Below are 10,872 nucleotides of genomic sequence, written 5' to 3'. Positions count from 1 at the left end.
GGCCGCGAAGGCCGCGGCCGACGGCGGGGCGAGCCCTGCGGCGACCTTGCGGGCGGCGGCGGACGCGGCGGCCAAGGGCGCGGAGGACACGATTCCGCTGCAGGCGACCAAGGGCCGCGCGTCCTATCTGGGCGAGCGGTCGATCGGCCACCAGGATCCGGGAGCCACCTCGACCGCGTACATCCTCGGCGCGGCCGCTGACGCGGCGGAGGCAGTGTGAGCGTCGCCCTGGTGATCGTGTCGCACTCGGTGAAGCTGGCCGAGGGAGTGGTGGAGCTGGCCTCCCAGATGGCGAAGGACGTCACCATCCGGCCGGCCGGCGGCACCGAAGACGGCCGGATCGGGACCTCGTTCGACAAGGTCAGCGAGGCCGTGACCGAGCTGCGCGAGGCCGGTCACGATGTCGCGATCCTGACCGACCTCGGCTCGGCGACCATGACGGTGGAGTCGGTCCTCGACTTCCTCGACGACGACGAGGCGGCGCACGTGAAGTTCGCCGACGGTCCGCTCGTCGAGGGGGCCGTGGCCGCCGCCGTGACCGCTCAGGTGGGTGGCGACCTCGACGCCGTCGTCGCCGCCGGCAAGGCCAGGGAGCTGTTCTCGCAGGGGTAGGTCGACAGGCAGTGTCGCGATCCGGCCGCTCAAGGTGGCGAGAGGGCGCTCCCACGCCCCATCTGCCGCCTCGAGCGGCCGGATTGCGTCACGGTCCGGAAACAACACCGCTGGTCCGTCCGGGGAGACCCGACGTCTAGAATCCCGGAAAAGGGGGCCGCGTGGAACTGGACCAGGTGATGTTGCTGGGTTCGGTCGTCCTGCTCGTCTCCATCGGCGCGGCCCGTCTGGGCACCCGGCTCGGGCTGCCGTCGCTGCTGCTCTTCCTCGGCCTCGGCGTCCTCGTCGGGGAGCTCGGTCTGGACTTCCACGACGCGAGCCTCGCCCACTCGCTCGGCTTCGCCGCCCTCGTCCTGATCCTGGCCGAGGGCGGTTTCACGACCCGCTGGGTGGAGATCAAGGGTGCGCTGCCGGGCGCGGTCCTGCTCGCCACCGTGGGCGTCGGAATCTCTGTCGCCGTGGTCGGCGCGTTCGCGCACTACCTGCTCGGCCTGGACTGGGCGACCTCCGTCCTGCTCGGCGCGATCACCTCGCCCACGGACGCGGCCGCGATCTTCTCCGTGCTGAGACGCGTCCCGCTGCCGGCGAAGCTGCGCGCGACGATCGAGGCCGAGTCGGGTCTCAACGACGCCCCGATCGTGCTGCTGGTCGCCACGGCCACGAGCTGGTCGCTCGGCCAGGGCGTCGAGGGCGGCCCGGTGTGGATGGTGGCGCTGGTGATCCTGGAGCTGATCGGCGGCGTCGTGCTCGGGGTGGCGATCGGCTGGCTGGCCGTGCAGGCGATGCGGCGGATCGCGCTGCCCGCGTCCGGTCTGTACCCGCTGGCCGCGCTCGGCTGGGCCGTCCTCGCCTACGGTCTGGGCAGCTGGCTGCACCTGTCGGGATTCGCCGCGGTCTACGTCACCGCGCTGGTGCTGGGCAACGGCGAGCTGCCGCACCGGCACGCCACCCGGTCGTTCGCCGAGGGCATCGGCTGGATCGCCCAGATCGGCCTGTTCGTGATGCTGGGCATGCTGGCAGACCCGGTGGACGTGTCCGGGCCGTCCGTGCTGGCCGGGGTCGTCGCGGGGGCGGTGCTGACCTTTGTCGCGCGTCCGCTGTCGGTCGTGGTCTGCCTGGCATGGTTCCGGGTGCCGTGGCGGGAGCAGGCGTTCATCTCGTGGGCGGGCCTGCGCGGCGCCGTCCCGATCATCATGGCCACCGTGCCGCTCGCCGCCGGGGCGCCGAGGGCGAGCGAGCTGTTCGACATGGTGTTCGCGTTCGTCGTGGTGTTCACGCTGCTCCAGTCGCCGACCCTGCCGTGGGTGGCGAAGCTGCTGGAGGTGAGTACCGGGCAGGACGCGACCGACGTCGAGATCGAGTTCGCCCCGCTCGACACCATCAAGGCCGACATGATGCAGGTGCACGTCCCGGACGGTTCCCGCCTGCACGGCGTGACGATCCGCGAGCTGCGGCTGCCGAAGAACTCGGTGGTCTCGCTGATCGTCCGCGACAACGAGCCGTTCACGCCCAAGCCCGAGCAGATCGTCCGGGTCGGCGACGACCTGCTGATCGTCACCAACGGCACGGACCGCCGCAAGGTCGAGTCCCGGCTGCGCAGCATCTCTTCCGGCGGCCGCCTGGGTGGCTGGGCCCGCTGAACCCGCCCGAGAAGAACCGTCCCCTTGGGCCGGTTGTCGGGGATCTCGTGCCGGCGAGGCGAGGACGGATGCCGGGCGCGGGGGCTACTTCTTCTTGGTCGACGTCGCCGTGGGGCTCGAGGACGAGGAGGCGGTCGACGTGCCGTCCGGGCTCGCGGAGGCGGACGATGCCGCTGTGATCGCGGGCAGGCAGACCGGGCCGTCGACGGGGATGCTGGTCGGAATCTTGTCGACCATGCCGAACCGGGTCGGCAGGATCACGTCCACGACGTGATCGACCCGACCGTCGCCCTCGGTGACCACCGGCGCCTTGAAAGCCTGCGCGACAAGCTTCACCTCGGGATCGTCGGCGGCGTTGCCGACAATCGTGACCTGGTCGACGTCACGGTCGGAGTTGTTGTACGAGACGATGTGGTAGCCCCAGCTCAGCAGGGCGAACCGGGTCGTTTTCGCTGCGCCGCCCTGTTCGCCGCCGTTGAGCACGCGGACGGAGATCCTGTCGGAGGAGAGTTCATTCCCCACGTCCTGCATGACGCAGGCGGTCTCCGGCCGGGTGGTGTCGACCGTGACCTGCTGGTAGCCCCAGTACGCGCCGTAGCCGAGGATGGCCAGCAGCAGCAGCAGCGTCACCGGGGTCTTCAGGACCCGGATCACCTTCCGCACCGGCACTCCTCTCCTTGGTGGCGACGAACCCGACCCAGCCTACGCCAGCTCGAGAATGCGGGCGTGCATGGTCTGGCGCTGCTGGAGGGCGGCGCGCAACGCGCGGTGCAGCCCGTCTTCCAGGTACAGCTCCCCGTTGTACCTCACGACGTGGGCGAACAGGTCGCCGTAGAAGGTCGAGTCCTCTTCCAGCAGCGCCTCCAGATCGAGGGTGCGCTTGGTCGTGACGAGCTCGTCCAGCCGCACCTGCTGGGGGGCGATCGCCGCCCACTGCTTCTGCACGTAGCCGTGCTCGGGGTACGGACGGGAGTCGCCCACGCGCTTGAAGATCACGCCCCGAGTCTACGGGACGCCCACTGGCCGACCGCCGGCCTGGCGAACGGCACTGACCAACCGGCCCTGCGCCGGTCGAATCACGTTCGGGCCGTCGCGTCCCCCGGTGAGTGGGAGGGCGGAGGTCCAGGACGACGCGCGACTGTGGGCGCCCCGGCTCGGCGCCGGGCAGGTCGTGGCTGGGAACGACGGCGATCAGGGACTGCGCTACCGGCCGGTGCCGGCGTAGACGATCGCCTCGCCCTCGGCGTCCAGCCCGAAGGCGGTGTGGCCGGCGCGGACGGCGCGGTCGACGTCGTCGATGTCGACCACGACGGAGATCCGGATCTCTGAGGTGGAGATCATGCCGATGTTGACGTCGGCCGCCGCGAGGGCGCGGAAGAAGCGCGCGGTGACGCCGGGGTGCGAACGCATGCCGACACCCACGACGGACACCTTGCCGACCTTGTCGTCGTAGATGACGTCGGCGAAGCCGATCCGTTCGCGCGCGGCCTTCAGTGCGGCGATCGCGCGCGCGCCGTCGGCCTGGGCGAGGGTGAAGGAGATGTCGGTGGCCTGTTCGTGCTCGCGGGACACGTTCTGCACGATCATGTCGATGTTCACATCCGCGTCCGCGATCACCGTGAAGATGTCGGCGGCCTCGCCGACCCGGTCCGGCACCCCGACGATGGTGATCTTGGCCTCGCTGCGGTCGTGCGCAATGCCTTCGATGAGCGGCTGCTCCATGCCCGTCCCCTCGTAGTCGATGTCCTTCACCCAGGTGCCCTGCTTGTCCGAGAAGGACGAGCGCACGTGCACAGGGACGTGCTCGCGGCGGGCGTACTCGACGCAGCGCAGGTGCAGGATCTTGGCGCCGTTGGCCGCCAGTTCCAGCATGTCCTCGTAGCCGATCTGCGGGATCTGCTTCGCCCCCGGCACGATCCGCGGGTCGGCGGTGAACACCCCGTCCACGTCGGAGTAGATCTCGCAGTACGCCGCGTCCAGGGCGGCGGCCAGCGCGACCGCCGTGGTGTCGGACGCGCCGCGGCCCAGCGTGGTGACGTCCTTGGTGGTCTGTGACACGCCCTGGAAGCCGGCCACGATCACCACGTCGCCCTCGGCCAGCGCGTTCACGATCCGCCCCGGGGTGATGTCGATGATCCGGGCGTTGCCGTGCGTCCCTGTCGTGATCACCCCGGCCTGGGAGCCGGTGAAGGAGCGCGCGGTCGCGCCGAGGTCGTTGATCGCCATGGCCAGCAGGGCGGCGCTCATCCGCTCACCGGCCGTGAGCAGCATGTCGAGCTCCCGCGGACGGGGCTCCGGAGACACCTGGAGGGCCAGGTCCATCAGCTCGTCGGTCGTGTCGCCCATCGCGGAGATCACGACGACGACCTCGTTGCCCTCGGCCTGCGCCGCGACGATGCGCCGCGCCACCCGCTTGATGCTCTCGGCGTCCGCCACGGAGGAGCCGCCGAACTTCTGAACCACCCGCACCGTTCCACTCTGCCAGAGTCCGGCCGCGGACGGCGAACGGACTCACGGACCGGGAGCGCCGACGTCGACCGAGACGACTCGCCCCCGGACCGAGTGGGGACGGTTCCCGACTCGGTCCATCGGGCCTGAGGTCGGGTGGGGTGGTCCGAGTGAGGAACCGTCCCCTTCTCGGACCACGTGGCCTGGCTCCCATGGACCGAGGCCCCGGACCGAGCCCCCGGACCGAGGTCGTGGACCGAGGCCCTGGACCGAGTGGGGACGGTTCTCTTCTCGGTCCATCGGGCCTGAGGTCGGGTGGCGGTGGTCCGAGTGAGGAACCGTCCCCTTCTCGGACCACGTGGCTCCCATGGACCGAGTCGGGAACCGTCCCCACTCGGTCCAGGTGTCGATGGACTCGGGCCGGTGCGGCAGTTGCTGCCGGGTCGCCACGACTCAGGGACGCCTACGGGCTCCACCCCATTGGACGGTCCCTGCCGGCGACCTAGCCTTGGTGCATGACCGCAGACCGCACCGAGGAGCAGCGCTGGGAACAGCCGACCTTCGACCCCGCCGAGCCGCCGGTGACCGGCGCCGTACTCACGGGTGCCCAGGCCGCTCCCGGCGCGGGCGCCCGGGTGCTGGCCGCGCCGCCCACCCAGGAGGAGCAGACGCTGTCGACGATCCGGCGGCTGCTGTGGCCGGTCGCGCTGGTGATCGCGATCCTGACCGGCAGCTGGGTCGGGCCGCTCGTCCTGGCGATCGTGGTGGGCGGGATCCTGCGCCGACGGCTCTGGCAGCTCCGCATGATGCGGCTGCAGGCGGTGCCCGACCTGCGTTGAGCCGTCCTACGATGAAGGCGTGACCAGCACGCCTCCGACCTGGGAACCCGAACAGCACTGGCAGCAGCCCGTCTTCGGGGAGCAGCCGACGTCCGGTGGCCAGCTCGTTCCGGTACCCGGGCCGACGGAACCGCCGGGCACCCTCGAGAGGCTCGCCGGGCGGCTGCACGGCCTGGTCTGGGTGATCGCGGTCGTCCTCGTGGTCTTCGGCCATCTCTCGATCGTGCCGACCGTGGTCCTCGCGGTGGTGGCCGGGTTCGTGCTCAACCACATCCGACACGACCTGCGCAGGCAGCGGCTCGCCCGCGCCGTCCCGCCCGTCCCGCGACCGCCCGACCAGGAGGAACTCCGATGACCGTTCGTTGGGGGATCGCCGGCCCGGGCCGGATCGCCGCGACGATGGCGGGCGAGTTCGCCCACGTCCCGGACGCCGAGCTGGTGGCGGTCGGTTCGCGGTCCGCCGACCGGGCGCAGCTGTTCGCCGACCGGTACGGCATCCCGTACGCGTTCGGCAGCTACGACGACCTGTTCGCCGCCGATGTGGACGCGATCTATCTGGCCACCCCGCACGCGCAGCACACCGAGTTGGCACTGGCGGCGATCGAGGCGGGCAAGGCGCTGTTGGTCGAGAAGTCGTTCACCACGACGGTCGAGGACACGGCAGCGATCATCGACGCCGCCAGGGCGCGGAACGTCTTCGTGATGGAGGCGATGTGGACGCGGTTCCTGCCGGCGATCGCCCACCTGCGCGGGCTGGTGGCCTCCGGCGCGCTCGGCGAGGTCCGTGCCGTGTACGGCGACCTGCTGGCCTTCCGCGAGTTCGACCCGTCCGACCGTCTGTTCGACCCCACCCTCGGCGGGGGCGCCGTGCTCGACCTCGGCGTCTACGTCATCTCCTTCGCCCAGCAGTTCCTCGGCACACCTGAGGTCGTTCACGCCGTCGGCGGCCTGTTCGGCAACGGCGTCGAGGCGGAGGCAGGAATCCTGCTCGGCTGGCCGGACGGCCGCTACTCGACCCAGGCGATCGGCTTCACCGCACCGGGGCCGGGACGCCAGGTCGTCGCCGGAACCAAGGGCTGGGTGGAGGTGAAGCCGCGCTTCCACCGGGCCGAGGAGCTGTCCGTCCACCTGCTCGGCGAGCCGGCCGAGGAGCGCGCGTTCCCCCGCACCGGTACCGGCTACAGCCACGAGCTCGCCCATGTCTGCGAGTGCCTGGCAGCCGGTGCGACGGAGAGCCCGGTGATGCCGCTCGCCGACACCCTCGCCGTCCAGCAGGTGATGGCCGAGGTGCTCAGCCAGCTCGGCCGCTGACCCCGGGTGGCGCCGGCAGGGTGTCCACGAGGTCGCGTACGAGACGGTGCCCGATCTCGTCCCGTGTCCCGCGCGGGAGGTCGCGGAACGGGCCGCGGGTGGCGAGGTCGGCGAAGCCGTGGACGGTGGACCAGCAGGTGACGGCGATCTCCTCGACCCGCGTGGGGTCGATGCGTCCCTGCGTCGCGACGTCGTCGATCGCGTCGATGAGGAGTTCGTAGGGCGTGCGGCCGCTGTCGCCGGCGGAGTCGGGTTCCCGGGCGTCCGCCAGGGTGCGGAGCCCGAACATCGCGGTGCCGAAGACGCCGGGCTCGTCCAGGGCGAGCGCAAGGTAGCCGTCCCCGACCGCGATCAGGCGCTGCCGGGCTCGCTCTGCCGGATCGGTGGTGCTCACCGCGGCCTGGTGGGCCTCCATCGAACGGGCGAGGTCTCCGAGCGCGCGGGCGCCGACCGCGCGCAGCAGGTCCTCGTGGGAGGCGAAATGCCGGTACGCGGCCGTCGCGGTCACCCCCGCCCTGCGGGTGGCCGCGCGCAGCGTGACGGCGGCGGGCCCGCCCTCCCGGGCAAGCTCGTATCCCGCCTGGAGGAGGGCGGGACGGAGGTCGCCGTGGTGGTAACTGCGCGTACCGCCCGTTGTCGACCCCATGCGGGAAGTGTACGGTGTCAACATCTCGATGTGAACGATGTCAACACTGGAGGAGAATCATGTCGCTCTCACTCATCGCCTATGCCAACTTCCCCTCCGGAACGACCGGCGAGGCGATGGCCTACTACCAGGGGGTCTTCGGAGGGAAGTTGGAGATCTCCACGTTCGGGGAGTTCGGCATGGAGGGAATGCCCGCCGACGGCGTCATGCACAGCCAGCTGATCACCGACCACTTCACGCTGATGGCTTCGGACGCCATGCCGGGCGCCGAGACCAGCTGGGGCGGGACGCGGATCTACCTGGCCCTGATGGGCGACGACGCGCAGACCCTCGGCGGCTGGTTCGACGCCCTCGCGGCCGACGGCTCGGTGGGAATGCCGCTGGAGAAGCAGGTGTGGGGTGACACCTACGGCATCCTGAAGGACAAGTACGGCCTGGAGTGGATGTTCAACATCTCGGCGTCGTGACCCTCGGGCCCGCGGGTCAGTCCATCACCTCGGGCTCGATCACGAGGTCGCGCCCGCGCGCGGCCCGCAGGCTGTCGACGGTGAGCACCACCAGCGCCACCCAGACCAGCCCGAAGCCGATCCACCGCGGCGTCGGCATCACCTCGTGGTTCAGCCACACCCCGATCGAGAACTGGATCACCGGCGTCAGGTACTGGATCAGCCCCATCATGCTCAGCGGGATCCGGCTGGACGCCGCCGCGAACAGCAGCAGCGGGATCGCCGTCACCACCCCGGCGAGTGTCAGCCCGATCGTCAGGCCGGGCCCCTCGGAGAGGTAGTGGCCGGCCCCGGTGACCTGCAGCCAGCCGAGGAACACCAGCGCAACCGGGGCCAGCAACGTGGTCTCGATGGTGAGGCCGGCCAGCGGCGAGACGATGCCGCCCACCTGCTTCTTCACCAGTCCGTAGAGGCCGAAGGTCGCGGCCAGGGACAGCGCCACCCACGGCACCTGCCCGTAGCCGAGCGCGATCACGACCACGGCCACCAGGCCGATCCCGACCGCCACCTTCTGGGCGGCGCGCAGTTTCTCCTTCAACACGAGCACGGCCAGCGTGACCGTCACCAGCGGGTTGATGAAGTAGCCGAGGGCCGCGTCGACGATGTGGTCGTTCAGCACGCCCCACACGTAGATCGTCCAGTTGGCGGAGACGAGGACGCCGGCGCCGGTGAGCCCCCAGAAGAGCTTCCGGTTGGCCATGACCTCGCGCAGGTGCACCCACTCGCGCCGGACCGCGATGCCGACCGCGCAGAACAGGAAGGTCCACAGGATGCGGTGGCCGATGATCTCGAACGAGCCGGCCGGGGAGAGCAGCTCGAAGTAGAGCGGGAACGCACCCCAGAGCAGGTAGGCCGAGAAGGCGAGGAGCAACCCCTTCTGGTCGAGCGGAGAGCGCTCCTGATCTGGCACCCGGACACCCTATGCCAGCTGTTGCCGGTCACGATGCCCCCGGGAGCCGGCCGAGACGGGGCCGGCGTCAGGAGAGGAAGTCGACCAGGAGGCGGTTGTAGGCGTCCGGCGCCTCCAGACTCGGGTTCGCCCCTGCGCCCGCCAGTTCCTCCAGGCGGGCGTTCGGGAGTTGGGACGCCAGCTGCCGCGCCGCGGGCAGGCCAGGGTCGGCGGCACCGGCCACGACCAGCACGGGCACCGTGATCTCCTTCAGGTGGGAGCCGAAGTCGGCGCTCGCCATCAGGTCGAGCGCCCGGACCAGGTCCTCCTTCGTCGCCCCGGAGTCGGCCAGCGCCCGGTTCGGCATCACCCTGATCAGGGACTTCTGCAGGGCGAGGGCGACCTTTCCCGGGGTGGCGAACGCCCCGGAGAGGACGAGCCCCGCCACCCGTTCGGGCTCGGCGGCGGCGACCTCGAGCGCCACCATCGCGCCGAGCTGGTGGCCGACCAGACGCGCGCTGTCCATGCCGTAGCGGTCGAGGGTACTGACCACCTCCGCCGCGGCGAGGTTGAGCGACAGCTCGCCCGGCCGGCCCGGACGCAGCCCGGCCAGCCACGGCGCGATCGCCCGCACGTCGGTGCCGTCCTCGGGCTGCAGCAGGGTCGCCACCGCCTCCACCTGGCTCTGCCACATCTGTGGCGTCAGCCCGGCGGAGTGCAGGAAGACGACCGGTGTCGGGCGCGCGGCCATCAGGCCGTCGCCACCTTCGCGACGGAGAACCGGAAGCCCAGGTCGTCGTCGGAGAATCCTTCGGCGGCGTCGGACTCGGCGACGTCCACGGCCAGTACTTCGTCGCCGATCAGGGTGGCGTGCGTGCGCAGCGCGTCGGCCGTGTCGGGGTCGGATGCCGACCAGGCCAGCCGGATCCGGTCGGACACCTCGAAGCCGGACGCCTTGCGCGCGTCCTGAACGGCCCGGATGAACTCCCGCGCCACGCCGGCCCGGATCAGTTCGGGGGTGAGCTCGAGGTCGAGCGCGACCGTCTCGCCCTGCTCGTTCACGACCGACCAGCCCTCGCGTGGGCGCTCGGACACGATCACCTCCTCCGGGGACACCTCCACCTCCCCGATCTCGGTGACCAGCACGTACGCCCTGCCGTGGGTGGCCAGGTCGGCGGCCAGCACCGCCGCGTCCGCGGACGCGATCGCGCCCGCCACCAGCGGTGTCTGCTTGCCGAACCGCTTGCCGAGCGCCCGGAAGTTGCCCTTCGCCGAGTGGTCCACGAGGTCGCCGGCGGACGCGAACGACTCCACCCGTTCGACGTTCAGCTCCGCCATCACCTCCGCGCGCAGGTCGGCGTCCAGCAGGGCGAAGGCGCCGGAAGGGATCAGCGCGCGCCGCAACGGCTGGCGCGTCTTCACCTTCGCCTCGCTGCGGGCCGAACGTCCGAGCTCGACGATCCGGCGGGTCAGCTGCATGGCCTCGTCGAGCCGCTCGTCGATCGCCATCGGGTCGGCGACGGGCCACTCGGCCAGGTGCACGGACACCGGCGCGCCGGGGTCGGTGGTCACGACCAGGTCCTGCCACACCCGCTCGGTGAGGAACGGCACCAGGGGCGCCATCAGCCGGGTGACGACGTCGATGGTGTCGTGCAGCGTCTGCAGGGCGCCCGGGTCCCCGTCCCAGAACCGCCGGCGCGAGCGTCGCACGTACCAGTTCGACAGGTCGTCGACGAAGCTCGCCAGCAGTGCGCCCGCCCGCTGGGTGTCGAAGTCCTCCAGCGCGTCGGTGACCTGCCGCACGAGCACGTTGCGGGCGCTCACCAGCCACCGGTCGAGCACGTGGACCGAGTCGGGGACGGTTCCTGACTCGGTCCGCGGACGGAGTTTATACCCGTCCCCAACTCGGACCACCCCGGGTCGGGCGGGGGACCAGCCGTTGGCCCGGGCGTACAGGCTCTGGAACGACACCGTGTTGAGG

Annotated in this window: 14 protein-coding genes; 7 read left to right on the top strand and 7 right to left on the bottom strand. The window is 71.1% G+C overall.

Translation table 11 applies throughout. From position 1 onward, the window contains the following. From QM633_RS06190 to QM633_RS06180, 3 genes are all read left to right on the top strand, one after another. Nucleotides 1-220, top strand: a 220-nt coding sequence (locus tag QM633_RS06190; protein ID WP_415152860.1) for a DAK2 domain-containing protein, incomplete at its 5' end; no start/stop codon positions are given. Continuing rightward, nucleotides 217-612, top strand: coding sequence for a dihydroxyacetone kinase phosphoryl donor subunit DhaM (gene dhaM, locus QM633_RS06185; protein WP_415152859.1), 396 nt, complete (start codon nt 217-219; stop codon nt 610-612). The genes QM633_RS06190 and dhaM, both read left to right, overlap by 4 nt. A gap of 161 nt (nt 613-773) precedes the next feature. Further along, nucleotides 774-2,252, top strand: a complete 1,479-nt coding sequence (locus QM633_RS06180; RefSeq protein ID WP_415152858.1) for a potassium/proton antiporter — start codon at nt 774-776, stop codon at nt 2,250-2,252. Nucleotides 2,253-2,336: 84 nt separating this feature from the next. On the opposite strand, the gene QM633_RS06175 is transcribed toward QM633_RS06180, so the two are convergent. From QM633_RS06175 to QM633_RS06165, 3 genes are all read right to left on the bottom strand, one after another. Beyond that, a complete protein-coding gene (locus tag QM633_RS06175) occupies nt 2,337-2,915 on the bottom strand; it encodes a LytR C-terminal domain-containing protein (protein WP_415152857.1) in 579 nt (192 codons plus the stop codon). A gap of 39 nt (nt 2,916-2,954) precedes the next feature. Then, nucleotides 2,955-3,248, bottom strand: coding sequence for a type II toxin-antitoxin system VapB family antitoxin (locus tag QM633_RS06170; protein ID WP_415152856.1), 294 nt, complete (start codon nt 3,246-3,248; stop codon nt 2,955-2,957). 207 nt (nt 3,249-3,455) lie between these two features. Beyond that, nucleotides 3,456-4,721, bottom strand: a complete 1,266-nt coding sequence (locus QM633_RS06165; RefSeq protein WP_415152855.1) for an aspartate kinase — start codon at nt 4,719-4,721, stop codon at nt 3,456-3,458. 494 nt (nt 4,722-5,215) lie between these two features. Here QM633_RS06165 and QM633_RS06160 point away from each other — a divergent pair, with 494 nt between their 5' ends. From QM633_RS06160 to QM633_RS06150, 3 genes are read left to right on the top strand one after another with little or no spacing between them, the layout of a single operon-like run. Further along, nucleotides 5,216-5,539: a hypothetical protein gene (locus QM633_RS06160; RefSeq protein ID WP_415152854.1), complete on the top strand. Its 324-nt coding sequence runs from the start codon at nt 5,216-5,218 to the stop codon at nt 5,537-5,539. A 19-nt stretch (nt 5,540-5,558) separates the two neighbouring features. Beyond that, complete coding sequence (locus QM633_RS06155) at nt 5,559-5,894, top strand: hypothetical protein (RefSeq protein ID WP_415152853.1); 336 nt, start codon at nt 5,559-5,561, stop codon at nt 5,892-5,894. Continuing rightward, nucleotides 5,891-6,850 (top strand): Gfo/Idh/MocA family protein, encoded by a 960-nt coding sequence (locus QM633_RS06150; RefSeq protein WP_415152852.1) that lies wholly within the window; start codon nt 5,891-5,893, stop codon nt 6,848-6,850. Before QM633_RS06155 ends, QM633_RS06150 begins: the two co-directional genes overlap by 4 nt. On the opposite strand, the gene QM633_RS06145 is transcribed toward QM633_RS06150, so the two are convergent. After that, nucleotides 6,831-7,496: a TetR/AcrR family transcriptional regulator gene (locus QM633_RS06145; protein ID WP_415152851.1), complete on the bottom strand. Its 666-nt coding sequence runs from the start codon at nt 7,494-7,496 to the stop codon at nt 6,831-6,833. The genes QM633_RS06150 and QM633_RS06145 overlap by 20 nt on opposite strands. Before the next feature lie 59 nt (nt 7,497-7,555). Here QM633_RS06145 and QM633_RS06140 point away from each other — a divergent pair, with 59 nt between their 5' ends. Continuing rightward, nucleotides 7,556-7,963 carry a VOC family protein gene (locus QM633_RS06140; protein ID WP_415152850.1) on the top strand — a complete coding sequence of 136 codons (408 nt, stop codon included), beginning with the start codon at nt 7,556-7,558 and terminating at the stop codon, nt 7,961-7,963. Nucleotides 7,964-7,979: 16 nt separating this feature from the next. Here the strand turns inward: QM633_RS06140 and rarD are convergent, their stop codons facing one another. From rarD to QM633_RS06125, 3 genes are all read right to left on the bottom strand, one after another. Then, nucleotides 7,980-8,912, bottom strand: coding sequence for an EamA family transporter RarD (gene rarD, locus QM633_RS06135; RefSeq protein ID WP_415152849.1), 933 nt, complete (start codon nt 8,910-8,912; stop codon nt 7,980-7,982). Nucleotides 8,913-8,979: 67 nt separating this feature from the next. Continuing rightward, entirely contained in the window at nt 8,980-9,642 is a 663-nt protein-coding gene (locus QM633_RS06130; protein ID WP_415152848.1) for an alpha/beta fold hydrolase, read from the bottom strand. Then, the coding region (locus QM633_RS06125) for a DUF5915 domain-containing protein (protein ID WP_415152847.1) at nt 9,642-10,872 on the bottom strand (1,231 nt) is incomplete at its 5' end. The genes QM633_RS06130 and QM633_RS06125, both read right to left, overlap by 1 nt.

Source organism: Propionicimonas sp. (assembly GCF_047606205.1).
GTDB lineage: Bacteria > Actinomycetota > Actinomycetes > Propionibacteriales > Propionibacteriaceae > Propionicimonas.
Note: the sequence above shows the minus strand (reverse complement) of the source record. Positions and strands in the feature narration are given on the sequence as shown.

What these genes read in the sequence shown, in the direction of transcription:
- QM633_RS06140 (WP_415152850.1), top strand. Translation starts at nt 7,556, where the DNA reads ATGTCGCTCTCACTCATCGCCTATGCCAACTTCCCCTCCGGAACGACC.
- QM633_RS06160 (WP_415152854.1), top strand. Translation starts at nt 5,216, where the DNA reads ATGACCGCAGACCGCACCGAGGAGCAGCGCTGGGAACAGCCGACCTTC.
- QM633_RS06130 (WP_415152848.1), bottom strand. Translation starts at nt 9,642, where the DNA reads ATGGCCGCGCGCCCGACACCGGTCGTCTTCCTGCACTCCGCCGGGCTG.
- QM633_RS06145 (WP_415152851.1), bottom strand. Translation starts at nt 7,496, where the DNA reads ATGGGGTCGACAACGGGCGGTACGCGCAGTTACCACCACGGCGACCTC.
- QM633_RS06150 (WP_415152852.1), top strand. Translation starts at nt 5,891, where the DNA reads ATGACCGTTCGTTGGGGGATCGCCGGCCCGGGCCGGATCGCCGCGACG.